The organism is Intrasporangium mesophilum (assembly GCF_054783095.1).
Genome location: NZ_BAAGRF010000009.1, coordinates 377,754 through 401,725, shown reverse-complemented (window position 1 = coordinate 401,725; position 23,972 = coordinate 377,754). Strand labels below are relative to the sequence as shown.

Annotated in this window: 31 protein-coding genes, 1 tRNA gene and 1 pseudogene; 14 read left to right on the top strand and 19 right to left on the bottom strand. The window is 67.6% G+C overall.

The genetic code is table 11. The features are described from left to right. The 3 genes and pseudogenes from ACYVLP_RS09350 to ACYVLP_RS09340 all read right to left on the bottom strand — a co-directional run. Positions 1-234: pseudogene (locus tag ACYVLP_RS09350) on the bottom strand (hypothetical protein); the annotation flags it as partial. A 10-nt stretch (positions 235-244) separates the two neighbouring features. After that, entirely contained in the window at positions 245-709 is a 465-nt protein-coding gene (locus tag ACYVLP_RS09345) for a RidA family protein (protein WP_460627065.1), read from the bottom strand. A gap of 1 nt (position 710) precedes the next feature. Continuing rightward, complete coding sequence (locus tag ACYVLP_RS09340) at positions 711-869, bottom strand: DUF4177 domain-containing protein (protein ID WP_452270057.1); 159 nt, start codon at positions 867-869, stop codon at positions 711-713. An 84-nt stretch (positions 870-953) separates the two neighbouring features. Here ACYVLP_RS09340 and ACYVLP_RS09335 point away from each other — a divergent pair, with 84 nt between their 5' ends. The 3 genes from ACYVLP_RS09335 (at position 954) to ACYVLP_RS09325 (ending at position 4,225) form a co-directional block, all read left to right on the top strand. Further along, positions 954-1,850, top strand: a complete 897-nt coding sequence (locus tag ACYVLP_RS09335; protein ID WP_460627064.1) for an alpha/beta hydrolase — start codon at positions 954-956, stop codon at positions 1,848-1,850. A gap of 177 nt (positions 1,851-2,027) precedes the next feature. Beyond that, the gene (locus tag ACYVLP_RS09330; RefSeq protein WP_460627063.1) at positions 2,028-3,056 is read left to right on the top strand and encodes an ArsA-related P-loop ATPase; all 1,029 of its coding nucleotides are present in this window, start codon (positions 2,028-2,030) and stop codon (positions 3,054-3,056) included. Next, on the top strand, positions 3,053-4,225 hold the full coding sequence (locus ACYVLP_RS09325; protein ID WP_460627062.1) for an ArsA family ATPase: 1,173 nt from the start codon (positions 3,053-3,055) through the stop codon (positions 4,223-4,225). The genes ACYVLP_RS09330 and ACYVLP_RS09325 overlap by 4 nt, the downstream gene beginning before the upstream one ends. 123 nt (positions 4,226-4,348) lie before the next feature. Here ACYVLP_RS09325 and ACYVLP_RS09320 read toward each other — a convergent pair whose 3' ends face one another. Next, positions 4,349-4,654 (bottom strand): WhiB family transcriptional regulator, encoded by a 306-nt coding sequence (locus tag ACYVLP_RS09320; protein ID WP_460627061.1) that lies wholly within the window; start codon positions 4,652-4,654, stop codon positions 4,349-4,351. Between the two features lie 282 nt (positions 4,655-4,936). On the opposite strand from ACYVLP_RS09320, the gene ACYVLP_RS09315 reads away from it, so the two are divergent. Further along, on the top strand, positions 4,937-7,378 hold the full coding sequence (locus tag ACYVLP_RS09315) for a transglycosylase domain-containing protein (RefSeq protein WP_460627060.1): 2,442 nt from the start codon (positions 4,937-4,939) through the stop codon (positions 7,376-7,378). Positions 7,379-7,499: 121 nt separating this feature from the next. On the opposite strand, the gene ACYVLP_RS09310 is transcribed toward ACYVLP_RS09315, so the two are convergent. Then, positions 7,500-7,955, bottom strand: coding sequence for a GatB/YqeY domain-containing protein (locus ACYVLP_RS09310; protein ID WP_460627059.1), 456 nt, complete (start codon positions 7,953-7,955; stop codon positions 7,500-7,502). Between the two features lie 80 nt (positions 7,956-8,035). On the opposite strand from ACYVLP_RS09310, the gene ACYVLP_RS09305 reads away from it, so the two are divergent. Together ACYVLP_RS09305 and ACYVLP_RS09300 are read left to right on the top strand one after the other, a co-directional pair. Then, a complete protein-coding gene (locus ACYVLP_RS09305; protein WP_460627058.1) occupies positions 8,036-8,974 on the top strand; it encodes a metallophosphoesterase in 939 nt (312 codons plus the stop codon). A gap of 184 nt (positions 8,975-9,158) precedes the next feature. Next, a tRNA-Pro gene (locus ACYVLP_RS09300) sits at positions 9,159-9,235 on the top strand. Between the two features lie 55 nt (positions 9,236-9,290). Here the strand turns inward: ACYVLP_RS09300 and ACYVLP_RS09295 are convergent. Both ACYVLP_RS09295 and ACYVLP_RS09290 read right to left on the bottom strand, forming a co-directional pair. Continuing rightward, the gene (locus tag ACYVLP_RS09295) at positions 9,291-9,821 is read right to left on the bottom strand and encodes an HD domain-containing protein (RefSeq protein ID WP_460627057.1); all 531 of its coding nucleotides are present in this window, start codon (positions 9,819-9,821) and stop codon (positions 9,291-9,293) included. A 509-nt stretch (positions 9,822-10,330) separates the two neighbouring features. Then, a complete protein-coding gene (locus tag ACYVLP_RS09290; RefSeq protein ID WP_460627056.1) occupies positions 10,331-10,600 on the bottom strand; it encodes a DUF7660 family protein in 270 nt (89 codons plus the stop codon). 147 nt (positions 10,601-10,747) lie between these two features. Between ACYVLP_RS09290 and ACYVLP_RS09285 the strand changes: the two genes are divergently transcribed. After that, complete coding sequence (locus ACYVLP_RS09285) at positions 10,748-11,218, top strand: hypothetical protein (protein ID WP_460627055.1); 471 nt, start codon at positions 10,748-10,750, stop codon at positions 11,216-11,218. Positions 11,219-11,376: 158 nt separating this feature from the next. Next, positions 11,377-11,943, top strand: a complete 567-nt coding sequence (locus tag ACYVLP_RS09280) for a hypothetical protein (protein ID WP_460627054.1) — start codon at positions 11,377-11,379, stop codon at positions 11,941-11,943. 217 nt (positions 11,944-12,160) lie between these two features. Here ACYVLP_RS09280 and ACYVLP_RS09275 read toward each other — a convergent pair whose 3' ends face one another. The 7 genes from ACYVLP_RS09275 to ACYVLP_RS09245 all read right to left on the bottom strand — a co-directional run bounded on the left by ACYVLP_RS09275 (position 12,161) and on the right by ACYVLP_RS09245 (position 16,172). After that, complete coding sequence (locus ACYVLP_RS09275) at positions 12,161-12,445, bottom strand: hypothetical protein (RefSeq protein ID WP_460627053.1); 285 nt, start codon at positions 12,443-12,445, stop codon at positions 12,161-12,163. A gap of 73 nt (positions 12,446-12,518) precedes the next feature. After that, complete coding sequence (locus ACYVLP_RS09270) at positions 12,519-12,857, bottom strand: hypothetical protein (protein WP_460627052.1); 339 nt, start codon at positions 12,855-12,857, stop codon at positions 12,519-12,521. A 245-nt stretch (positions 12,858-13,102) separates the two neighbouring features. Continuing rightward, positions 13,103-13,450, bottom strand: a complete 348-nt coding sequence (locus ACYVLP_RS09265) for a hypothetical protein (RefSeq protein ID WP_460627051.1) — start codon at positions 13,448-13,450, stop codon at positions 13,103-13,105. A 279-nt stretch (positions 13,451-13,729) separates the two neighbouring features. After that, positions 13,730-14,035 (bottom strand): hypothetical protein, encoded by a 306-nt coding sequence (locus ACYVLP_RS09260; RefSeq protein ID WP_460627050.1) that lies wholly within the window; start codon positions 14,033-14,035, stop codon positions 13,730-13,732. 161 nt (positions 14,036-14,196) lie between these two features. Continuing rightward, positions 14,197-14,820: a hypothetical protein gene (locus ACYVLP_RS09255; RefSeq protein WP_460627049.1), complete on the bottom strand. Its 624-nt coding sequence runs from the start codon at positions 14,818-14,820 to the stop codon at positions 14,197-14,199. A gap of 284 nt (positions 14,821-15,104) precedes the next feature. Then, entirely contained in the window at positions 15,105-15,926 is an 822-nt protein-coding gene (locus tag ACYVLP_RS09250; protein WP_460627048.1) for a DUF4240 domain-containing protein, read from the bottom strand. 42 nt (positions 15,927-15,968) lie between these two features. Next, complete coding sequence (locus ACYVLP_RS09245) at positions 15,969-16,172, bottom strand: hypothetical protein (protein ID WP_460627047.1); 204 nt, start codon at positions 16,170-16,172, stop codon at positions 15,969-15,971. Positions 16,173-16,409: 237 nt separating this feature from the next. Here ACYVLP_RS09245 and ACYVLP_RS09240 point away from each other — a divergent pair, with 237 nt between their 5' ends. Then, positions 16,410-16,763, top strand: coding sequence for a hypothetical protein (locus ACYVLP_RS09240; protein ID WP_460627046.1), 354 nt, complete (start codon positions 16,410-16,412; stop codon positions 16,761-16,763). A 110-nt stretch (positions 16,764-16,873) separates the two neighbouring features. Here ACYVLP_RS09240 and ACYVLP_RS09235 read toward each other — a convergent pair whose 3' ends face one another. Then, positions 16,874-17,239, bottom strand: a complete 366-nt coding sequence (locus ACYVLP_RS09235; protein ID WP_460627045.1) for a hypothetical protein — start codon at positions 17,237-17,239, stop codon at positions 16,874-16,876. Positions 17,240-17,438: 199 nt separating this feature from the next. On the opposite strand from ACYVLP_RS09235, the gene ACYVLP_RS09230 reads away from it, so the two are divergent. After that, a complete protein-coding gene (locus ACYVLP_RS09230; RefSeq protein WP_460627044.1) occupies positions 17,439-18,002 on the top strand; it encodes a hypothetical protein in 564 nt (187 codons plus the stop codon). Between the two features lie 656 nt (positions 18,003-18,658). Here the strand turns inward: ACYVLP_RS09230 and ACYVLP_RS09225 are convergent. Beyond that, positions 18,659-19,228, bottom strand: a complete 570-nt coding sequence (locus ACYVLP_RS09225; RefSeq protein ID WP_460627043.1) for a DinB family protein — start codon at positions 19,226-19,228, stop codon at positions 18,659-18,661. 731 nt (positions 19,229-19,959) lie between these two features. Further along, entirely contained in the window at positions 19,960-20,259 is a 300-nt protein-coding gene (locus ACYVLP_RS09220) for a hypothetical protein (RefSeq protein WP_460627042.1), read from the bottom strand. A 178-nt stretch (positions 20,260-20,437) separates the two neighbouring features. On the opposite strand from ACYVLP_RS09220, the gene ACYVLP_RS09215 reads away from it, so the two are divergent. Then, positions 20,438-20,623, top strand: coding sequence for a hypothetical protein (locus ACYVLP_RS09215; RefSeq protein ID WP_460627041.1), 186 nt, complete (start codon positions 20,438-20,440; stop codon positions 20,621-20,623). Positions 20,624-20,840: 217 nt separating this feature from the next. Continuing rightward, positions 20,841-21,326 (top strand): hypothetical protein, encoded by a 486-nt coding sequence (locus ACYVLP_RS09210; protein WP_460627040.1) that lies wholly within the window; start codon positions 20,841-20,843, stop codon positions 21,324-21,326. Between the two features lie 73 nt (positions 21,327-21,399). Here ACYVLP_RS09210 and ACYVLP_RS09205 read toward each other — a convergent pair whose 3' ends face one another. Next, a complete protein-coding gene (locus ACYVLP_RS09205) occupies positions 21,400-21,705 on the bottom strand; it encodes a hypothetical protein (protein ID WP_460627039.1) in 306 nt (101 codons plus the stop codon). Positions 21,706-22,025: 320 nt separating this feature from the next. Here ACYVLP_RS09205 and ACYVLP_RS09200 point away from each other — a divergent pair, with 320 nt between their 5' ends. Further along, positions 22,026-22,733 (top strand): tyrosine-type recombinase/integrase, encoded by a 708-nt coding sequence (locus tag ACYVLP_RS09200; RefSeq protein ID WP_460627038.1) that lies wholly within the window; start codon positions 22,026-22,028, stop codon positions 22,731-22,733. 88 nt (positions 22,734-22,821) lie between these two features. On the opposite strand, the gene ACYVLP_RS09195 is transcribed toward ACYVLP_RS09200, so the two are convergent. After that, a complete protein-coding gene (locus ACYVLP_RS09195) occupies positions 22,822-22,995 on the bottom strand; it encodes a hypothetical protein (RefSeq protein ID WP_460627037.1) in 174 nt (57 codons plus the stop codon). A 491-nt stretch (positions 22,996-23,486) separates the two neighbouring features. On the opposite strand from ACYVLP_RS09195, the gene ACYVLP_RS09190 reads away from it, so the two are divergent. Next, positions 23,487-23,870 carry a hypothetical protein gene (locus ACYVLP_RS09190; RefSeq protein ID WP_460627036.1) on the top strand — a complete coding sequence of 128 codons (384 nt, stop codon included), beginning with the start codon at positions 23,487-23,489 and terminating at the stop codon, positions 23,868-23,870. The last annotated feature ends 102 nt before the right edge of the window (positions 23,871-23,972 follow it).

Sequence of the window (23,972 nt, the reverse complement as noted above, 5' to 3'; positions counted from 1 at the left end):
GCCGCTGCCGCCGCTGCCGCCGCTGCCGCCGCTGCCGCCGCTGCCGCCGCTGCCGCCGCTGCCGCCGCTGCCGCCGCTGCCGCTGCCGCCGCCGCTGCTGTCGCTGCTGTCGCGCACCAGCATCACCGTGCTCGCGCGGCGCGGTTCGGCCGCCTCCCAGCGCTCGCCCGCCAGCCAGCGCGTGGCCGCCTCGGCCATGCCCGGCGCGGCGGGCAACGGGAAGAATCGACCCACGGGCACCGCCTCAGTCCGCGACGGAGACGACGACCTCGACCTCGACGGGGGCGTCCAGCGGGAGCGCCGCGACGCCGACGGCCGAACGAGCGTGAATTCCCTTGTCGCCAAAGGCTTTCACCAGAAGCTCGCTCGCACCGTTGATGACCCCGGGGTGGCCGGTGAAGCTCGGGTCGGAGGCGACGAAACCGACGACCTTGACGACGCGCGCGACCTTGTCGAGGTCACCGACCTCGGACTTGATCGCAGCGATGGCGTTGAGGGCGCAGGTCTGGGCGAGCGTCTTCGCGACGTCCGCGTCGACCTCGGCACCGACCTTGCCCGTGGCCGCGAGGGTCCCGTCGACCATGGGCAGCTGGCCGGAGGTGAAGACGAGGTTGCCGTCGCGGACGACGGGCACGTAGGCGGCCACCGGCGGGACGACCTCGGGAACGGTCAGGCCCAGCTCGGCAAGGCGCTCTTCGACGGCGGACATGTCAGCTGCCCTTGGGACGCTTGAAGTAGGCCACGAGGCTCGTGCCGTCCGGGCCGTTGACGATCTGCACGAGCTCCCACCCGTCGGCCCCGAAGTTGTCGAGGATCTGCTTGGTGTTGTGGATCAGAAGCGGTGCGGTGAGGTATTCCCACGTGGTCATGGCCATCACCCTACTCAGTGCGCCGAGAGGCCTCGTCGGGTGCGGGAGTGGCGCTGGTTACGTTCTCGGCCCACGATGTCGGCCATGACGACGGTCCCCGGCTCGAGCTCCGACGCCGCTCCACCCTCGCCCTCAGACCCAATCCCCGACCCGGCTCGCAACCCGGCCACCGACCCCGCCGTCGACCCGGCCCCCGACCCGGCTCGCGACCCGAGGTCGGAGGCCATCCTCTCGCGGACCTCACCCCCGGCAGAGACGACGCGGACCTACGGCCCGGACGCGGCCCAGGTCTACGACGTCCTGCGCCCCCCTCCCGGGTCGACTCCCCGGCCGGCCACGGTCGTGGTGGTCCACGGGGGCTTCTGGCGGGCGGCATACGACCGGGGGCACGCAATGCCTCTGGCCCTGGGTTTCGCCGACGCTGGCTACCACGTCGCGCTGGGCGAGTACCGCCGAGCAGGTATGCCGGGTGGCGGGGTCCCCGGGACCCTCGACGACGTGCGCGACCTCGTCATGGCCGTGGCTCGTGACGAGGAGCTGTCCGGGCCGCTCATCCTCGTCGGGCACTCCGCCGGCGGCCACCTCGTCGTGTGGGTGGCGAACCAGCCCTGGGCGCGGGACGCAGGGGTGGTGGGCGTCGTCGCCCTCGCCGGGGTCGTCGACCTCCGCACGGCGGACCGGCTCGGGCTCGGTTCCGGTGCGGTACCGGCCTTCGTCGGCACCGGACCCGCCAGTCCGGCCTTCACCGCGGCGGACCCGATGAGCTCGCTCCCGCCACGGGTCCCCGTGCGCCTCGTCACCGCCGACCAGGACGACACGGTCCCGCCCCGGGCGGCCGCCGACTACCTGGCGCAGGCCGTGGCGGCCGGTGGGGACGTGACCGAGCAGGTCGTGCGTGATGCCGGCCACTACTCGCTCATCGACCCCGACGACCCGGCCTTCGCGACCGTGCTCGCCACCGTCGCCACCCTGACCCCCTGACCCCCCGACCCTGACCCCCGACCCTGACCCCCGACCCTGGACCCTGCAACACACCCGGAAACCGGCAACTTTGCATAGTTGCAACTAGGGCGAGCTGACCACATCCGGGTGTGTTGCGGGAGGTGGTGGCCAGCGGGCCGGCGGCGGGCGGATCGCGCCGCGTCTAAGGTGGGGCACGTGACGACCGGCGACCTTCCTGCTGCCTGGGCGGACGCCCGGCTGCACATCGTCACCGGCAAGGGCGGCACCGGCAAGACCACGCTCGCATCGGCCCTGGCCCTCGCGCTCGCCTCGGCGCCGAGCCGGGTCCTGCTCACCGAGGTCGAGGGACGCCAGGGCATCAGCCAGACCTTCGACGTGCCACCGCTTGGCACCGAGGAGACCCGAATCGTCCGGCTCCCACACGGCGGCGAGATCGTCGGCCTGTCGGTCGAGCCGAAGGCGGCGCTGCTCGAGTACCTCCACCTGTTCTACAAGCTCGGGCGCGCCGGGCGGCTGCTCGAGAAGTTCGGCGCCATCGACTTCGCCACCACCATCGCGCCGGGCGTCCGCGACGTCCTGCTCATCGGCAAGATCTACGAGGCCAGCCGACGGCGCAAGGACGGCCGGCACCGCGGAGAGGACCCGCCGGCATACGACCGGTTGGTGCTCGACGCGCCGCCGACGGGGCGGATCGGCCGCTTCCTGTCGGTCAACTCCGAGGTGGCCGACCTCGCGCGGGTCGGCCCGATCCACACCCAGGCAGGGTCGATCACCCGGATGCTCGAGTCCGAACGGACCGTCGTGCACATCGTCACGCTGCTCGAGGAGATGCCGGTCCAGGAGACCCTCGAGGCGATCGACGAGCTGCACAACAAGGGGCTGCACCCGGGAGCGATCGTCGTCAACATGGTGCGCGAGCCGCTCCTCGACGACGCCGCCCTCGAGCAGGCGCGGTCGGGCCGGCTGCACAAGCCCTCGCTCAAGGCCCAGCTCGTCGAGGCCGGGGTCAAGGTCACCCCTCAGCTCGTCGAGGGACTGCTCGAGGAGGCTCGCGACCACGCCCTGAGAGTCGACCTCGAGCGCGAGCAGCGCGCCCTGCTCGAGGCGACGGGTTTGCCGATCATCGAGCTGCCCGCCCTGCCGGGAGGCGTCGACTCGGGGTCGGTCCGCGAGCTCGCCGAGCTGCTCCTGCCGTATTTCGTGCCCGAGCGGGTCGCATCGTGACCGCGACCGTGGCGCGCAACGCGCCGCCGCTCGAGATCGACGCCCTCATCAACGACCCGGCCATCGAGATCGTCGTGTGCTGCGGGTCCGGTGGCGTCGGCAAGACCACGACGGCCGCCGCGATCGGCCTGCGGGCCGCCGAGTCCGGCCGACGGGTCGTCGTCCTGACGATCGACCCGGCCCGGCGCCTCGCCCAGTCGCTCGGCCTGACCGAGCTCGACAACACCCCTCGCCCGGTCAGCGGGATCGACACCTCCGCGGGCGGCAGCCTGCACGCCATGATGCTCGACATGAAGCGGACTTTCGACGAGGTCGTCATCGCCCACGCGGAGCCCGACAAGGCCGACCAGATCCTCGCCAACCCCTTCTACCAGGCGGTCAGCAGCTCGTTCGCCGGGACGCAGGAGTACATGGCGATGGAGAAGCTCGGCCAGCTCAAGGCCGTCGCCGGCACGCCAGAGGCACCGTGGGACCTCATCATCGTCGACACCCCGCCGTCACGGTCCGCCCTCGACTTCCTCGACGCACCGAACCGGCTCGGCAGCTTTCTCGACGGCCGCTTCATCCGGCTGCTCGCCGCGCCCGCCAAGGCCGGCGGCCGCGCGGGCCTGCGAGTCTTCGGCGCCGGCGTCCAGCTGGTCACCTCGACCATGACCAAGATGCTCGGCGGCCAGATGCTCAGCGACGTCCAGACGTTCGTCAACGCGCTCGACACGATGTTCGGTGGCTTCCGCGAGCGCGCCGACGAGACCTACCGGCTGCTCTCCGAGAAGGGCACTGCCTTCCTCGTCGTCGCCGCGCCCGAGCGCGACGCGCTCCGCGAGGCGTCCTACTTCGTCGACCGCCTCGAGGCCGACGGTATGCCGCTGGCCGGGCTCGTCGTGAACCGGATCGGTCGCGTGTCGGCGACGGGCATCAGCCCCTCGCGGGCCCTCGCGATGGCCGAGGCGCTGGAGGACAGCGGCGGGCCGAAGTCGGCGACGACCGCCGCAGGAGTGCTGCGGCTGCATGCCGCGCTCGTGCGCACGGCCGAACGGCAGCGGGAGCTCGCCGAGCGGTTCTCGAGGTCACACCCCGGCATACCCGTGGTCCAGGTGCCCGCCCTCGGGCGCGACGTCCACGACCTCGACAGCCTGCGCGAGGTCGGCAGCGCCCTCGCCGGGTCGTGACTCGAGGGCACGATGGACGCGCAGCCGTGGCCGTCTCACCGGGCCGTGACACACTCGTGGGGTCGTGACGGGCCCTTCCCCGGGTAGTCACGGCCCCACCAGTGGACCTGCTGTGGAGGTTGCTCAGAGGCGATGCGTCTGGGCAGCCATGCCCGCGCGGAGCGCGGTCTTCCACGAGGTGATGTCGGGACGCTTGCGCAGCAGAGCTCGCCGCTCACGTTCCGTCATGCCGCCCCAGACACCGAACTCGGTCCGGTTGTCGAGGGCCTCAGCCAGGCACTGCGCGAGGACCGGGCACGTCTTGCAGACGGCCTTCGCGTCGTGTTGTGCCTTACCCCTGACGAACAGTGCGTCGGGGTCCTGGCTGACGCAGCGGGCCTGACTGGCCCACTCATCCATCCAAGGATCAGCGATGGCAACAGCACTCATTCCCTACCCCTCCCCGCCCGGCGCCTCCCAAGTCGCCGAGCCGATCGAGACCGTCCCACCGGTCCTGATCTGGCGGGCCCCCCTTCGGCCCAAACGAGACATTACGAGCACTGGCACGGGCCCGACATAGCCTCTATGGACCATTTCGGAGAGGAGGTGACTAGTCACCTCCAGCGGCCCGCCATGGTCACCTGCTGCTCATCAGAGCCGCAGGTCGTGCGCGGGATACGCACAGGAAGCGGAATTCCGGTGACCATGGTGCGAGCCGTTACCCTTGGGGCCATGTCTTCACGCACTACCTCGATCGGCGGCGTCATCAGCCTGCTCGGGGCGTTCCTCGCGTCCGCCCTGGTGCTCGGCCTGCTCGCCGCCGGCCTGGTGATGCCGGCGGTCGGGGCCACCGGAGCCCTGGCCCGAAGCGGCGTCGACGTGTTCAACGAGCTCCCGAGCGAGTTCACGACCAACCCGCTCGCCCAGGGGTCGACGATCCTGGCCGCCGACGGCAAGACCGTCATCGCCACGCCGCAGCTGCAGAACCGCAAGGTCATCCCGCTGTCCCAGGTCGCCCCGATCATGCGTGAGGCGCAGGTCGCGATCGAGGACCACCGGTTCTACGAGCACGGTGGCATCGACATCCAGGGCACGCTGCGCGCGCTCATCTCCAACCTCCGCAGCGGCACGTCCGTCGGCGCCTCGTCGCTGACGCAGCAGTACGTGAAGGTCTCGCTCCAGTACTCCGCACTCAGCCAGGGCGACGAGAAGGCCGCCGCCGAGGCCGTGAAGAAGGACTACCTGCGCAAGCTGAAGGAGCTGAAGTACGCGATCACGCTCGAGAAGAAGCTGACCAAGGACCAGATCCTCGAGGGCTACCTCAATCTCGTCTACTACGGCGACCGCGCCTACGGCGTCGAGGCCGCCGCTCAGCACTACTTCAGCATCCCCGCCAGCAAGCTGAGCCTGTCGCAGGCGGCGCTGCTCGCCGGGCTGACGCAGAACCCTGGCACGACCGACCCGGTGAACAACCCGAAGCGGGCCATCGCCCGGCGCGACGTCGTGCTCGACCGCATGCACGAGCTCAAGCGGATCACCGACAAGGACTGGCAGGCCGCGAAGAAGCGCACGCTCAAGCAGGACCTCAAGGTCAGCAACCCCAAGAGCACCTGCCTCGCGTCCCCGTACCCCTACTGGTGCGACTTCATCATCAACTACCTCCTCGAGATGCCCCAGCTCGGCAAGACGGTCGAGGAGCGCCGTCGCCTGCTCTACCAGGGCGGCATGACCGTGGTCACCACGCTCAACCCCAGGCTGCAGGACTACGCCGAGAAGGAGGTCACCAAGAAGGTCCCGATCGGCAACAAGGCGCAGATCGGGGCGGCGGCCTACGTCGCTGACCCCAACACCGGCCACGTCCTCGCCTTCGCCCAGAACACCACGTACACCGTGGAGGCGACCAACTCGCTCGACAAGACCAGCGTCGACTGGGCGCTCGACAAGAGGTACGGCGGCTCCGGCGGCTTCCAGTTCGGCTCGACCGCGAAGGCCTTCGCCCTCGTCACGGCCATGGAGTCCGGCATGACCACCACGGCCTCGGTCGTCGCCAAGGCGGCCGGGGGCAACTCGCAGGCGGTGTACACGCCGCAGGAGTGGCCCGGTGGCACCGCGAACTGCGGTCCAGGCTCGGAGTGGAGGGTCTTCAACGACAGCCCGTTCGGTGGCGGACGCATATCGCTCATGGAAGCGACGGCCAAGTCGACCAACACCGCGTTCGTCGCCCTCGCCGAGCAGCTGGGCGGCTGCAAGGTCCGGTCGACCATGATGCGGCTCGGGCTGCACCAGTCGGACGGCTCGGAGATCGGCAAGATCGCGGCGTCCTACATCCTCGGCGCGAGCGAGGTCTCACCGCAGGGCGTGGCGCACGCCTACGGCGTCCTTGCGGCCTCGGGCAAGAAGTGCCCGGTCGTGGCGGTCACCAAGATCACGGTCGGCGGCAAGCCGGTCGCGCTTCCTAAGACGAACTGCCAACAGGTCGTCGACCCCGACGTCGTGCACGCGACGGACAAGTTCCTCGAGTTCAACATGACGCACGGCTCCGGCATCCGGAACCAGCTCGACGACGGTCGTCGACAGTCCGCCGGCAAGACCGGCACGTCCAACCGCAACAACGAGTCGTGGTTCGTCGGGTACACCCCGCAGCTCGTGACGGCCGTCTGGGTGGGCACACCCAACGACGGAAACACCCGGGTGATGAAGAACGTCCGGGTCGGCGGCCAGTTCTACCCGGTGATGCACGGTGCCGCGATCGCCGCACCCATCTGGAAGGCGATCATGAACCGGGCGCTCGACGGTGAGCCCCTGGTCAACTTCCCCGAGCCGTCAGCCAAGTACACCAAGGGCAGCGACGTCGACATCCCGAACGTGACCGGCATGTCGGTCAACGACGCCATCACGGCACTGCAGCAGGCGGGCTTCTCGGCCACCGTCGGCGGAACGATGAGCTCCCAGGTGCCCAGCGGGCGCGTGGCCGCCACGTCGCCGTACGGCAAGGCCCCGACCGGCACCACTGTCATGATCTACGTCTCGAGCGGGGGCGGGGGTGGCGGTGGCAACGGCGGCGGCGGCAACAACGGTGGACCCGGCAACGGCGGTCCGATCGTCATCCAACCACCGGGTGGCGGCGACCAAGGCGGCGGCAGACCGGGACACACCAAGCCACCCAGACGCTGACCTGACGAACGAGGGGTTGGGGCGCACCGGCCCCAGCCCCTCGTTCGTGCTTTCGGGATTCATGCTCTGAGGGCAGCTGCGAGGCGGCACGAACGCCGTCGAGACCACCCGCCGGCCGTGACTAGCCGGCGAGGACCTGCTTCACCAGGGAGGCGACCCGGCCACCCTCCGCGCGCCCGGCCACGGCCGCGTTGGCCGACTTCATCGCCAAGCCCATCTGCGGCATACCCGTGGCTCCGGAGGCGGCGACCGCCTCCCGCACGATCGACTCGAGCTCGGCGTCGGACAGCTGCCGGGGCAGGTACGCCTCGAGGATGGCCAGCTCCGCGTCCTCCTTGGCGGCGAGCTCCGCGCGCCCGGCGTCCGTGTATGCCGCTGACGCCTCGCGTCGCTTCTTGGCCTCCTTCGTGAGCACCTTGAGCACCTCGTCGTCACTCAGCTCGCGGTGCTCCTTGCCTGCGACCTCCTCGTTGGTGACCGCGGTGAGGGCCATCCGCAGCGAGCCGGCCCGCACCTGGTCGCGCTCGCGGATCGCGGACGTGAGGTCGGACTGCAGCTGCTGCTTGAGTGTGGTCATGGCCCAAGTCTGGCAGGCGCCAGTCCGGCGCCTCGCCCGGATTGTCGGGGACGCCCCCAGGTGATGCGAGGATGGGCGCCATGCGTGCCGTGACGAAGACAGTGCTGGGCCTGGGGCTCGCCGGGGCCGGGGTGCTCGGCTGGGCCTCGGTCGTGGAGCGGAATGCCTTCGTGCTGCGGCGGTTCGAGGTGCCGGTGCTGCCCGAGGGCACCGAGCCGCTGCGCGTGCTGCACGTGTCGGACATGCATCTGCTGCCGCGCCAGCGTGCGAAGGCCAAGTGGGTCTACAGCCTGGCGTCGCTCGACCCCGACCTCGTGATCAACACCGGGGACAACCTCGCCGGATACGGCGCCGTGCCGACCGCGCTGGAAGCCTTCGACCTGCTGTTCGATGCACCTGGCGTCTTCGTGCTCGGCTCCAACGACTACTTCGCGCCGAAGCTGAAGAACCCGCTGCGCTACCTCACTCGACACCACGCCAAGGACAACGGCACGACCAAACGGCTGCCGGCGGCGGATCTCGTCCGCGGGTTCACCGACCGGGGCTGGGTGAACCTGACCAACCGCCGCGAGACGCTGACCGTGCGCGGGCTGCGGCTCGACTTCGTCGGCGTCGACGACCCCCACCTCGGCTACGACCGGCTCGACCTCGTGCGCGGGGCGGCCTCCCCTGCGGCCGACCTGACGATCGGCGTGACGCACGCTCCCTACCAGCGCGTGCTCGACTCGTTTGCCGCCGACGGCGCCGAGCTGCTCATCGCCGGTCACACGCACGGCGGACAGGTCTGCGTCCCCGGTTACGGCGCGCTCGTGACCAACTGCGACCTCGACACCAGCCGTGCCAAGGGCCTCTCGCGCTGGTGGCCCGGGGCCGGACACACCCCGTCGTCGGAGGCGCCCGACGACGCCGCCTGGCTCGAGGTCTCCGCCGGGCTGGGCACCGCGCCGACCGCGCCCGTGCGCCTTGCCTGCCGCCCCGAGGCGACGCTGCTGACCCTGGTCCCCCGCTCGCAGGCCTGACGCCCTGACGCCGGTGACGCCGGTTCGCCGGTTCGATGTATTCGTTCGCGCGATCTCCCGGACGATCACCTCCAACCGGGGGTCCTGGGAGTCCGATCGGGGCCGATTCGGAGATGGGCAGGGGGCTGCGCTAGCATCTCCTCTTGCTGCCTCCGGTGCGCTCCTGGCGTCGACGATGCAGCAACGGGGTGTGGCGCAGCTTGGTAGCGCGCTTCGTTCGGGACGAAGAGGTCGCAGGTTCAAATCCTGTCACCCCGACCAACGTTTCCGCAGGTCAAAGGCCCTTTACCCACATCGGGTGAAGGGCCTTTCGCCGTCACTGAGTGACTAAGTGAGTGACTGTCGCTCGTGTGCTCGTGTGCTCCGCAACGCTCTGCGCATCGCTCCGCATCGCTCTGCGCATCGCTCCGCATCGCCAGTCCCGAACAGCCCGTCCATGGGCGGTCGCGAACGGCCATTCATCGGGTAGCCCCGGCCGGCCACGGGCCCGAGCGGCAGATGTCAGCAGCCCCGGGCCTGACCGTGTGACCGCCCGGCGCACCGGATCCTCCGGACCGTACCGCGACAGAATCTCAGCCACCCGATCCTCCGGGATCGTCATGGCGCCGGTCGGCGCAACAACCAGGTCCATCAACGTCAACGGATCAAGATCCGCGGGATCGGGCACGGGCGACGCGGCCAGCGTGTCTGACAGGCCCCGCTCCGCGGCCTCGTGCACGGCGCGGCTGTGATGCGCCACGAGCGCGACCACTTCGTCTGGCGCGCCGAAGCGCTGCAGCGCGCGGGCTCCGTCGATTGCGTGCATCCCCGTGTCGACCAGGCCTTCGGCGTAGCCGACGTCATGCACCCGCGCGCGGCCTCGACCACTGCCGCAGACAGGCCCAACGTCTGAGCCTCGCGCCGCTTGAGCAAGTCGACCGACCGCCGATAGGTGCGCCCAGCTGGCCCCATGCCCGAGACCCGCTCTCGCGCCAGGCCCTCTGCCCTGGAGTCACTCCATATCCAGCGGTCATCCCGTACGAGCGTCCGCCAACGAGCCGACGGAAGGCGGTCGAACTCTTCCCCCACATGCCGAATTGAGGATGTTGTGTGCACGCTCTGCCGCATACAGAATCCAGCCGGGGATGGACCTGGTAGCCGAATCCGCGAACATCGCCCACCAAGTCCGGCCGCGGCCGGATCTTGTAGCGGACCCAGTGCCTTTCGCCGATGCCAGTGGCACCACAATCGACCAGATGCTCACTTGTCGGGCCACATCAACGCCACGCACCGCAACAACCGACCGGTTGGTCGACTGTTGTGCCTCGTCCGCTCTTGCCGCCGAGCGCACGGTGTCCGTGCCGATTCCCGCATGGGCTACTCGTAGAATCGCGCCCCCTTGATGGCGTCCGCCATGACGATCCATGGGTCGTCAGGGAGCGGACGACCGTTGTTCGCGTAGGAGTTCTCGATTGACTCGAGCAGTGCGCAGAGAGCTTCCAGATACGCGGGCAGCTCAGTGTTCTCCCACCTGTTGGCGTTCTTGTCGAAGTCGTTGACGAGGTCCCAGAGCGCGGCTGTCACGACCTTCCGATTGCGCCACGAGTTGGGGAGCGGTACGTCCGGAGGGTGCCCTGTCATGCCCATGGCAGCCACGCTACCCAGCGCTCATCGCGTCGTGTCGGCGCACTCTTCTGGCCGCTCTGCGGGCGAACGCCCGACCATACCGCGGGGTGTGGCCATGAGTCGCTGCGCCGATCGGACGCGCGCACCTTCGCGCTCTAGGGTGCATGCGTGAAGACCTATCGCCTGCGAAAGCCGATCGCGCTGCTCGAGTCTTTCCTACTGCCCACCGTCATGTCCGCCCTCACACTCGTCGTGGTGCGACCGTTGGCCTTCGCGCTCCCCGTGGTACTTGTCCTTCTTGCTTTCGGGGCGTGGACCCTGCGCCGGGTGTCCCGGCGCACCTTGACGGTGACAGAGGACGGCATGCAGCTCCAGCGCGACAACTACCGGCTGGAGGCCCCATGGCACGCAGTCGTTGGCGTCGAGCGAGGACGCCGACGCGGACTGGTCACGGCCGATGAACTGGCCCTCGCCGAGAGCACGATCGTCGCGCTGGACCACCGCGGCAACACCACAACGCTGCCTCAAGGTCTGGTGGGCCATCCCGCCACACGGCGAGTACAGGTCAGTTTGTACGACCGCGACTGGGCTGCTAGCCCCCTGGGCGAGCGCCTGAAGGCTCAGGGCATAGCCATCTGACTTATCCGCTCTGCGGGCGAACGCCTTTCTATGCCGCTCTGCGGGCGGACGCCCGACCATCTGCGTGGCGCAGCCTGCCACTCGTCGCGGATCACGATGTGGCGTCGCTCCGCGTTCGGTTCCTACCCGCCGCGATTGTCGGATGCAGGCTTGCAGACATGTCCGAGCTATCCTCGCCTCCAATTGCGACGACAGGGTCACGGCTCATTCAGAGACGCCGTCGCCGGCATCTGCGTTGGTTTGGCTGGGCCGTGGTGGTGGCGGCCGGCGCGCTCGTGGGCGGCTTCGGGACAGCGACCGTGTTGGGCATGGTGGCCTACATCAATGCCGACCATGTGGGGGTCTTGGACGACCCGGTCGTGGTGGACGCTGCCGATCGGGCCTGCAGTGACCTGCGCACCCAGGTAGACGCGGCATCAGTTCCCGCTGGTGGCTCAGCCAGCGACCTGGCGGAGTCGATCCGAACGCAGGACGTGGCCGTCCAAGAACTTGTCGACGTCATGAGCCGGTTGGGCCACGACAGGCTGGCCGGGGATCACCCACCGTTGGGCTGGCTGGACGACTGGCGCACTCTTATCCGGCTCCGCGAAACCTACGCGCGAGAGTTGCTTGCCGGCCAGAACGCCCGCCTCGTCGTGCCGCGTGTTGATGGCGTCCCCATCACCCGCCGGATGACGGCGTTGGCTGACTGCGACGTAGTAGTGGAGCTGACGAAACTGCCATGACTCACCCCCGAGTATGAAGTCCGAAGCGCGGGGGCACATCCGCAACCGCCGGACCGAGAACGGCTTCGATCGTTCGGAACTAGTCGACACCAAAGAAGCTCGAACGCTGTTGTAGCAGCACCAGGACCAGCCGGATTCTTGACGCTCGCCCATGCCGCTCTGCGGGCGACCGCCCAGATTATGCTGCCGAGCGCGGTCCCCGCTGGTGAGCGTGTTGTCAGATGACCGACAGGCGGAGTTGTCCGGTGGGAGTCCGGCCCAGCACTTGCAGCCGGAGGCGCGCCCCGATCGCGGGGTGATCTGCGAAGCTCTCACGGACGCGCTCAACGCCCATCGCCGTGACGTTGACGTGGCCCCAGAACTCCTGGTCGGGGACGTACACCCCGATGCCGTAGACGTGCTGGCAGGCGACGACGCCTTCAACGATCGTGCCCGGATCGATGGCGTCGGGCTCTTGGTCCTCGGGACGGCGCGAATGGAAGCACCGATACTCATTTGCCACATCGCGAGGCTATCCATCAGCCGCACTCTCATGGCCGCACTGCGGGCGAACGCCCGACCATGCCTACTCGGGGTCATCGATGGTACGGGGCGTGAAACTCCACCACGCCCTGGCCGAGCGATTCATGATGCCTCTCGGAGCCGCCATAGTCGGTCCAGGCCCAACCACCGCTCCGGATCACGACTCGCAAGGTGCGACCGTCGACCGAAGCCCCCGAGGCATCGAGATCGAGGTCCTGAGTCTGGTCAATGCGGATCCGCACACGTTGACCGTCGGTTGAGACCTCCGTGAGTCGATGCCAGTTGTCGTGAGGGCGTCCGAACCATCCGGAAGGCAGCTTGAGGCTCGCTACTTCGTGGTCGCCGAAGAACGTGGCGATGGCGTCGACGATGGCATCTGGCGCGCTGGTCATGGAGCCATGATGCACAACCATCACGTCGCCACTCCCGCGCACGCTCATGGCCGCGTGCAGTACGGCTACGCTCGTCCGACTTTGCCGCGCTGAGGACGGCTACGCTCGCCTGGTCATGCCGCGGGTGGTGTGTCCGATCGCGGCGATCAGCAGACGCACCAGCACGGTCTTGATGCAGTCGGCGAGGCTCTCGGTTGACATGATCGATCCGCGGTACACGATGCCTGTCGGGGGTCGCGACGACCCTACCTGCCCGTAAGGATTGCCAAGTCTTCCCGAAGGACTGGCCCCATAAGATCAGCGTACTGATCCTCCCACGGAATCAGGTACGGCGTTATTCTGAAATGAATCGCCCCGGCCACCAACTCGGCGCCCTCAGTGAACAGCTCCTCAATTACCTTGAAGCATTTCCCAAGTAGTGCTCGGCCTCCTGACTCGAGGGCGGGCCCGAGGACGTCCCACCGTATTCCTCCCACAATGTCGTAAGTGGCGTATTCCTCAAGCATTGCCCGCTGGCGAATTTGCCCTTCGCGCGTTGGAAATGCCGCGAGCAAGTAGGGTAGAAGGGTTCTTTCGTCTTCGATGCGGGCCATGTCTCGGTTCTGTGGTAGAGGCCAACGGAGGTGATTCCAACGCTACTACCGCTCGCAGGTCCAGGGGTCGTCCTCACGGCGACGTCGGAGGCGAACGGCCGTCCGGTATCCGCGTTGTGGCGATCGGTGACCGAGCAGACGTTGCCCCCGCTCTCCTGGCCCGAGTGGAAGAGCTCGTGGGCACGCGCCTCCGAGTTCAGATGCTCGACTGAGGGCTCGCGAATCGCACTCTTCTGCCGCGCTGAGGGCGAGTCGCTCGTGCCGATGAGCGAGCGTCGCTCAGAAGGGGTTGTCCCCCTTCCAGACGGCATCGAAGGCGTTGGTGTCGACGCCGCGCTCCATCAAGGCCGACAGGGCCTCGCCGAGGGATGGGAAGGTTTCAACCGACACGACGACATAGTCGTCATCGGACCTGGGCCACTCGACCGGATCAACACCGACCGGCACCTCGACTTCAAGCAGCTGGATGACGCCGTGAAGCGGGGCGACCTGCAGCCATCTGCGGTGCGTGTCGCATCGTTTGGGAACCTCCGCAGCGACGGGCTTTCCGAGCATCCTTATCTGGTTCTGGACCTCGGTTCGCATACCCGGAGTCTTGCAGAGACGCTGGAGCGCTGAGTGTGCACGCTCATGCCGCCGGTCGGTCGGTCTTGCCGAATTGAGTGCGTTCGCATCGCGAACGTCCTGGTGCCGGGTGAGGACCACAATGAACCGAATGCGAGGCCGACGATCGTGCCTCGATGAAGTCAGCCGGTGAAGCGGAAGGATTCGCGGATCCCGTCAAAGATGCGCCGATCCTCGGCATCGTCATTCGCCGTCGCCGATACGAGGTAGATGATGTACCCGCCGTGGCCATGCAGGGCGGCGAGCTTGTTGACGTCGTACCCGTCGCTGCACTTCACCGTCCAGGCCAGAGCCGGCTCGCCGCCGAGCGTCGTCGTCTGCGCAGACGAGGGTCCGGCGCAGACCGGCGGCGTGGCCCGAACCATGGCCGCTCGCCACTTGGTCAGCTGCATCCCCGTGGGGACTGGGGCCGACGCGACCATCAGCGTTCGGTCCTTCGTTGGGGCGGTGAAGTTGGCGAAGGCGGGTGCGCCGGGCCCCTGCAGCGACTTGCCGTCCCAATCGAAGAGCGCATCGGCTTGTGACCAGTCTTGGGGCAAGGTCACGGCGAAGCCGTAGTGCTTCGAGAGGAACTCCTGCGGCGTCGCGGCTCTAGTCGTCGTCGACGCCTGGGTCGAGGTCGACTGCGCTGACGCGGCCTGGGTGCCAGACGGGCTCCCCGACGACCCACAGGCGGCCATCACCACGACCGTCGCGATCGCCGTCAACGCTGAGCCCAACGCTCGCTTCCGCGCACTACCTCGCATCTGACCTCCCTAGCCCGGCCAGACTAGCGCCGTGCGGCCAAGCGTTCGAGACCCGATCGCTGCGGAGAAGCGCCCCTCAAGTACTCGGCATTGCGGCTCGCCGACGTTGGATCGACATTTGGGCAAACGACGAGCGCACGGTCGTCTTCGCCCGCCGGTGGCAGCTCCCGTGGCGCGGGGCCTGGGGTTGCGACACACGGACATCCGCTGATGGGCCGCCCAATCAGATCGGATCAGCGGGTGACGCCGCCGCACACGCATGTCCTGTAGGTAGTCGCGTCCCGCTAGTCCCTGCCTTCCAGGAAGAGAAGCTGCTCGCCGCGTGAAAGATCGTCCTGGCTGTCGAGTGACTGGAGCATCGTGGCGAGCTCACCGGGATCAGCAACCACTCGCAGGTACGCATCTTTCCCACCGGACACGACCCAGGCTCGGACGTCTTCCCAGACGTCGTCGCTGACGAAGCCGAGGACGCTGTCAGCGCTGGCTCGATGAGCCGGGGTGTCCAACGTCTGGATCATCAACCTCATTCGGGCCGTGAACCTGTCGGCCTGCTGCCAGCCAAGGCGGAAGACGCCACTGCGCTCATCGAGCGTGCTGTCAATCAACGACCAGAACCGCCCCTCGGGCATCGGCCCTGCTGGCTTACGAACACGCACCTCGCCGAACGACCCCGGGCCCGGCTCCACGGGACCCTGCGCGAGCCACTCGAGCTCCCGCCTGCTGCGGCCAAGATGCGTGGGAGGCGGGGTCTGGACCTTGCCCGCAATCTCCACCAACACCTGCTCCAAGGTCTGGATGAACCGAAGCCCGACCTCGACGCCCGGAGCCAAGGCTTCGTAATCGCGGGCATCGAGGCTGACCTCAAGGCTCCACGCGAGCGACTCCGGATGAAGGACGGTGGGCCGCGGCCGATCGAAGAAGGTGGCCTGGATGGACAGCCACGCTTTCGCGCTGCTGGTCCACCTGCTCCATTCCGCATCGTTGTCGGCGAACTGACGCACTGCAGCAGCGCGCTGCTGGATCGTCTGCTCGACCGTCCGCGGCACGACGAGACGCTGCGGCTGCCCCAGCCACGACGCCTTATTCAGCTGCACGATGCAACCCACGGGGACGAACCTATCGCCCCAGAACATCCGCTTCTGCCGCGATCAGCGTGACGGCTGTCGCCCCCACCAGTCGTCGCGCTTGGAGAGCTCACCACGAGATAGGGCCGCCACCAGGTGGTCGGTCACGGTCTCAGCCACGTAGTCAAGCTCCTCGGCGGTGGTCGGCGGCGCGTCCAGGAAGTTGGCGTCTCGAAGGCCCGCCTCGACAAGCTCGTTGATCACTACCCAGTCATGATCCGTGCCCACGCGTTCATCGTGGCAGAAGCGCTCGCGTCGGACTTCCGCACATAGCCGATGTCCGGGCACGCCGATCGGCACCACGCGTCTCCGCACAGCGCTAGGTTCGGCGCACACATCGTCGGTTTCGTAGGAGTGATCAGGTTGAGCAGGGCTATGCCCACGGTTGCCAGACGAGCGTCGGCGACGTTGGCTGTCGCGACTTTGGCCCTCGGAGGCTGCTCTTGGGCCAACGAGCCGGGCGGCATGTCCCAACGCGGGTGTCCGGCCGCGAGCCCAACCGCGAGCCCAACGGCCGTACACCCCGGCGACACGGTGCGGTTCTCCGTCGACTACTCGGACATCGACGACTGTGTCGACCTTTTCGTCAACGGCACGCCGATACCGCCGAGGAAGGAAGGAGACGGCATCTTCCGGGATGTCGAGATCACGTGGTCGGATGACGGGACCACCACGGTCCTCGCGACGCTCGATGCCGACAGGTCCAACCAACTCCGCGCCACCGTCACAGTGCCCGTCGCAGCGCCCTCGGGTCTTGCGACGCTCAGCGCCGGATCCGCGGACAACGTGATCATGACGGTGACGCCGCGCAGAGCGTGAATGTGCCCGCGCGGGCACTTTGGCAACCAGACGCTCGCCGGACTGCAGCACGCTCCACCAACATCCGGATTTGCCGCAGGTCGCTCGTGCCGATGAGCGGTCGTCGTGCCCTATGCCAACGCAGGCGGCCCCAGAACGGCGATGGCTGCAACCACCTCGTCCAGATCCTGGGTCAGGAACGCGACACACCACTGGTACTCGCCTTCGCCCTTGCCGACGGCAAGCACAACTAGCCGCTCATGCGGCGTACCGGTGAGCCTCTGCACCGTCTCGTCGAATCCAACTGTGGGCTGGCAGGTTCTGCGGACCCACTCGGCCCTCTGGCGGTAGATCGTGAGCAGGTTCGCCGTCGAGTTGGAATGCCGCTCTGAGTCGGTGTGAAGGGTTGCCCTCGGATCGTCGAGCAACGACAGGAAGGCCGGTGCAGCTTCTACATCGGCGGCGGGCAGCAACCTCCGCAGTCGCTCGGGTGTCATGTCACTAGTGTCGCCTGCATGGACCGCTTCTGCCGCGCGGAAGTCGTTCGTCCGACCATCCGCTCTGCGGCGAACGCCGGACGATGCCGCGTTGAGGGCGCCTACGCTCGTCCGGAACTGGAAGCGAGTCGCGCGGACGTGCCGATGAGACGCTGGGCCTTAGGGCCCAGGGAGGACACGTTCAACTAGCGTATGCAACGTGGACGACCGCGAATACTTCGAGTGCGAGGGACACCTGACGTCGTTCCAACTCAGGTTCTTGGCGGCCCTGCGGGTCCTCGTTGACGGACGTCTTCGGCCGCATTGCCTTGAGTTGGACGACGACAGACTTCTGCTCGCTCTGGGCATCGAGCCCGCCCACCTCGCCCTGGCCAACGTCGGCTTGGAACTCAGCGGGGAACGGCTGCGAGGAGACCGGATTGACGTCCACCATCAGACGTTCCCGCCTACCCCAACCCGCGAGGGATTCGTTCTCGAAGGCACCCCGACCGACCTCGCTGCCCGGGGATACGAGTTGCTGGAGAGACACGCCCGTCGGCCGGTCGTTAGACATGACTGGCTGCACCGACGGAGGGTTTACGCGACGAGCTACCTGTTTGAGGACACGGGTGAACGGCTGGCTCAGATGTACCGCCGGGACTGGGCGCCGCGGGGGCAGGAAGCCAAACTCGTGGCCAGGGGTTTTGTGCACGGCCGGGGCTGGATCCAGACCGAGGGCCTCGGGAAGCCCGACCGAGTTGTCGTCGTCGGAGGCGCCCGCTGAAGATCGCGGGAGGCACCAGCCCACCTCGGACGCACGAATTGCCGCAGGTCGCTTGTGCCGAATAGCGGACGACTACGACGGGTGCCTACGCGCGTATCGACCCGACGGATCTGGAGGACGACGAGTCACCCGAAACCTCCACGCTGCCAGCCCGAGGAGGAGCACGTCGACAGCCGCGACAACCCACGGCAGCCATGGCCGGCTGGCTGCCGCCCCCGCGTCTTGGAGGCCTTCTGCGAGCCAAAAGACCACGGGAAACGGTTGTGCGAAGAGAAACCCCACCCACGCGATCAACCCCAGCGCGGCATGGGCTTCCACTTCTGCGTAGGGACCGCGCCCGGCTGGCGAGAACTGCCGCCCGTGGTCACCGATCTCCTCCAGGCGCGGGAAGTGGGCCCATGGCAGCCATGATGTCAGTCGACGCCAGCCTCAATGATGTGAGGCTGCCGGCCGCACATGGGCCGCGGAGGCCACGATGACCACATCTCGCAGGACCAATGCGGTCACCGGCGAACCGCCCAGGCCGTCGGTACCTCGCGGCCAGAGCCCCCCGCCCCGATCGATTTCGTCACGCTGCGCCGCACGGTTTGGCCGGTCTGCCCGGGACCTGCCGCGATGTCTGGTCCGCTCCTGGTGGACTTCACCATCCGTCGGGTCTAGAACGTGTCTGCCAGGGCGGTGAGTTTGTCGACGTACGCCTCCCAGTCGTATCCCGTTGGGACGTTGTCGCCAAGTCTGCGCCAGCCGACCGCGCCGTCGACCCGCTCACGGAGGATGTCGGCTTGACCGCCATGGCCGGCAAGGTCGGTAAGGAGGTGAACCAGGACCTGGTGGAGGGTGACCTCCTCGTCGCCCCAGTGGCGTACGTGGCCGATCGCACCCAGCGGCAGCATCTCGATCGTCTCGTTTCCGTGCGCGATGACGCGGCGGTACAGCTCGATGGTCGAGGTGATGGTCTCGTCCTCGGTTGCGTACCAGTCGGCCTGCGGGTCGGTCGCGGCGTCCGGGACCAGTTCCTCGGGATTGGGAAAGGGCCGGTCGAAGGTCGTCCCGAGGTAGGCCGCCTCGACATGGGTCACATGTTTGACGATGCCGAGGAGGTTGGTTCCGGTCGGCGTGCGTGGGAGCCGCGCTTCGCGCTCGGGGAGGTCTTCCACCTTCGAGATCAGGGCGTCACGGCGCGCGTCGAGGTATCTCTTCAGCGTGTCCTTGGGGTCAGCAGCCATGGTTCGACCTTCTCGCCAAAGGGCTCGTGGTGCCAATCAGTTTCGTCTCGGGCGCGGTCTCTGGTGTTGATCTGTGAGCCTTGTGGTGCCGTCCAGGAGTTCCTCGAGGGGATTGCTCCAAACGCACCCGGCGGCTAGCGAAGGCCCAGACAGTCGGCCCTTCAGGACGTCCGCACTGGCCGCGCGGAGGACGTTCGTCCGACCATGCCGGAGTCCGTGCTTGATTCGCGGCGCACAGCGCTTCGGCACCTCCCATGGCTGGGTGGGCTGGGTGCACAGCGGTAGCGTCTGCGCTGTGGTCACCATCGAAGGACTGAGGGGCCGGACTCTGACGAAGGTGACCCGACTGGCCTGGGAGATTCCGGGCGAGCCCGTCCAGCTAAACGTGGGACCGGTACACCTTCTCTACGACGCCGGACACGGCATAGTCGCCGTGGGCGAGACCGATTGGACCCTTCGCTGGACGATCACCGAGCCGGGGGACCACAGTTGGCTGGCCCCCTACGACTATGACCTCGATGATGCCCGTTGGGCAGCGCGAGACGCGTCAGCCGAGGAACCGTTCTCGGAATCGGTCGGCAGCGCCTTGGATGACTGGCCCCCGGCTCAACGAAGTGGGCGAACTCGTCGGAGTCGAGCTGAGGCACGGCCCAGCGTGGCTGGTCGTTCAGGTGAGTGGCGGCGAGGTTACCACCTGACATCCGCACATGGCCGCCGTCAGGACGCCTGCCTCACAGCCAGCGGACGTCGGCAGCGGCGACAGCCAGTTCGTCGAGGCCCTCGATCGTCTCGACGCCCTGGTCAAAGTTCACGATGACGTCATCACCCTCCATGCGCTTGTATGTGGCCCGGAGCCACAGCTCACCGGGGAACACCGACGCCGAGGTGATGTTCCGAGTCGTCAGGATCGGCACCTTCTCAATGATGTGGTGGGAGCGACCGGCTTCGTCCGTCACGACGACCTCGATCCAGCCCGGAAATTCGTCGGACTCCCAGCCCAGCACCGTGCCCCGCACGATCACGTCCGTCACGGATGCAGCCTAGGCACACAAGCACGCTCATGCCGCTGTCCGAGTGATTGGGATGTTGAGCGCGTGTCAGGATGAGCCCGTGATCGAGTCCGCTGACGAGTTCGTCCGCCTCTGACTGAGTGATGATCCGCAGGAGTACGGGCGTGCCGCCCAGGACGAGGCCTCCGAAACGACGTGGATGGATGTGATCGAGCGTTTCCCGGATATGCGCCTCTGGGTCGCGCAGAACAAGACGGTTCCGCTCAGCATTCTGGAGGTTCTTCGCGAGGATGCCGACGAGCGGGTGGTGTGGATGGTTCGCAAGAAGCGGTCGTGGGCTCGGGCGCACCCAGCAGACTCAGGTCGCGAAGGCACCCCTACGTAGGCGGACGCTCGCTCATCAGCGTTGAGGGCGGTTACGCTCGCCCGGTCATGCCGCGCTTCGCGCGGACCCGCCGATGACCGCGCAACTCCTCACGGCTCCCCTTGGCTGTCATAGGCTGGCGTGCTGGCACCGACGGTCACGGCGCGGGTGAGACCAGCGAGCAGGGAGGCGGTTGATGGGCGCATCGGGGTGGGCCTACGTGGCCGAGTATGGGGACGTGGCCGAGGTACTTCAGCGGCTGCGCTGGCGTACGTACGAGTCCGGCGAGTTTTATCGTGAACCGCCGGTCACTGGGCCAGTGCCGACCGTCGCCGAATACCGCGAGCAGCTGGAACAGAGCGGGAACCAACCCGACCTGATCGACTTCCTCGTTGACGAGTTCGAGGCCTCGCTGAAGCGGCCGCCGGTCACCGATCCCGAGTCGCTACTTGCGAACCAGCCCGAAAGTGGCACCCACTCGATCATTGACATATTCGGTGGGGTGAGCGAAACGCCGAAGCCCTTCACCGTCTCCCCGCTGACCCCAGGGCAGCTGCGGCATGAGTTCGGGACAGAGCACCCCGACGTCGAGATGGTCACCCAGTGGATGGCAGGCGGGGCAGGCATCGGGTCGTATCGACGTAGTTGGTCCGGCGCATACGTCATCGCGTACTCCGATGGTGTGCCGTCGCACCTCTGTTTCACCGGATTCTCGGGCGATTGACGCGAACGCTGCTTCGCTCACCCGGTGGGTGTCGTGCCCGGAGCCCCCAAACGTCCTCTTCTGCCGCGTTCCGTTAGTACCTGAACTCCACGAGGCGCTCGAACTCTTCAGCGCTGTCGACGCGCTCGGCAACGGGCCAGGGCGACTCTTCGGCGCGCCCCGTCCATGTCAGGTGAACGAGGTACGCGAGGCCTCCGGCCACTACGAGCACCTCGTCCTGCGGCATCGCCTCAGCAACGACCGTCCATCGACGCTCGTACAGCTCATGGCCCGCAGGGAGTTCACGTGCCAGTTCTGCGCCAAGCACTCGGGCACGGTCCGGCTCAGTACGCAGGTCCAGCATGGGATCCATGAAGACATGAGTCTCGGTCCAGGACATGGCGACACGGTACTGACGGCGCACCGTCCGGTGGCAGTTCGGGAACGTCCGCTTCTGCTGCGGTGTTCGAGGGCATTGCCGTTGTCGCCGATGTGGGTCACGCTCGGCAATGGGTACTGATTCAAAAGTGTTAATTCCGATCCTGGCGCAACCCGAGCAGACACGGTCAGGCGGGCGGATGCGGCGTACCTGGCCCGATACACCGGCCAGTCACGGGTGCACGCCGAGTCCGACCTGCACGCTTACCTGACCTGGTGCGCCGAACACGGCCTGGACCGCTGACCGCGCAGCGACCCCACATCGAGTTGTACTTCCGGTGGATGCAAGAGGCTCGCCGGTACAAGCCCTCAACCGTCAGCCGCCGCGTCGCGGTCGTGGCCGGGTTCTACCGCACCTGCGTCATCGACGACGTGCTGGAGCATTCACCGGTCGAACACGTCCGGCGCCCGAACGTGCCCGCCGAGTCACCCACCCTCGGACTGACCCACCTGCAGTTCGAGGCCATGCTCGCGACCGCCCGCGCGTCAGCGAACCTCAACGACTTCGCTCTGGTCGCGATGCTCGGACTGCTCGGGCTACGCATCCTCGAAGCCTGCGGCGCCAACATCGCGGACCTCGGCGAAGAACACGGCCACCGCGTGCTGCGGGTCCGCGGCAAAGGCGGCAAGGTCGTGCTCACCCCGCTGCCACCGGCCGTGGCCCGAGCCGTCGACCGCGCCGGCGACGATCGCGCGAGCGGCCCGATCCTGCGGACCAGCCGCGGCACCCGGATGGACCGCCACTGCGCCACCCGGCGCCTGCACCACCTCGCCGCCACCGCCGGGGTCACCTCCGCCCGGATACACCCCCACATGCTGCGGCACACCTTCGTCACCACCATGCTCGATGCCGGCGTCGACCTACGCGACGTGCAGATCGCGGCCAGACACGCCGACCCGCGCACCACGATGCGGTACGACCGGGCCCGCAAGAACCTCGACCGGCACCCCAACTACATCCTCGCCGCATACATGGCATCCGGCTTTTGACCCGAACCGTCCGCCGATGGTCGGACGTTCCGTTCCTGCCGACGACGGGACCTCGAGGGGTTCCGTCACGCCTGACGCGAGGCCGGCTCTAGCTGGACAGTTCGTCGTAACGCATGAACAGTTCATCGTGCTTGTCTGCCCACGTGAGGCTGAACCGCCAGCAGCCGGCGATCGGCATCGTGACCTGTGAAGGCCCTGGCCCCTCGGGCAAGGTGAGGGAGGTTCGCCGTCCGGTGGACTGTTCTGTCGCATCGATCTTCATTGGGCCACTTCCGCCGCGGGGCACCCAGAGAATCTTGTTCGATCTACCGGCCACTTGGTGGGGCGCGTGGAGGGGCCAGCCGAAGGTGACAGCCACGATCTCTTGCTGGCTTCCGACGATGTGCGGCAGAGGCTCTTTCGCGTTAGTGAAGCCTGCGGTTGCCCATGCAGGCAGCGCAGTTGTTGATGGTTCGGCACACGTCTTGGCCGAGACCCCGACCGAGTTGGAAGGCTTGGGTGGAGGCTGCTCCGCCGAAGTGCAGGCAGCGGCGAGGACGGTAATGGCGATGAGGGGGTAACTGAGAGCCCGTCGATGAGGGACGACACCGAAACGCCCGGTCCTGTTAGTCCACGCATACACAGCACAGACTTTCCGCTGGAAGCCATCTCAATGCAATAGTTCATCCCCCGTGTCACGCGGACAACTTCCGCGTCGCGGGCGTGCCTCGCGCCAGTCGGTAGTCGTGCCTCGAGCATGAGAGCATCACCGGCGTGATGAAGGAGCTTGGCCAGCCAGAGCCATCGCTGGCTCGGCGGCTCGGCTCAAAGGTTGCGGAGCTGGTGGGCGAGGCCGTTGTAGAGGGCCTCTTCGCAGTTCTCGCGTGCGCCGTCGCGGGTGTCGCAATCACGGGATTCATCTGGGGTTGGAATCGGCACCCGCTGGCCACGGCCATCGCGAGTGCGGCGATGGCCTCCTTGCTCGGCACTACGGCGCCTGGAGTCTCCGGCCAAGAGCACGACAGGCGCGTGAGCGTGGCCAAGGTCGACGGATTGCAGTCATCGCTTCCGGCGCACGTTCTCCTCCGTGTACTGGCCGTTCCACGCCGTGAGCTGCTCGATGAGCTCCTGCGGAAGGCCAAGCGAAAGCAGATATAGCTTTGCCGTCGTCCGTCCACAAGGGGCCCGAGCCGCAGTCAGGCCAGAACTCCAAAGTCGTCACAGGCAAAGTCAGCCGCCTGCGGCGCCGCCAGCAGAAAG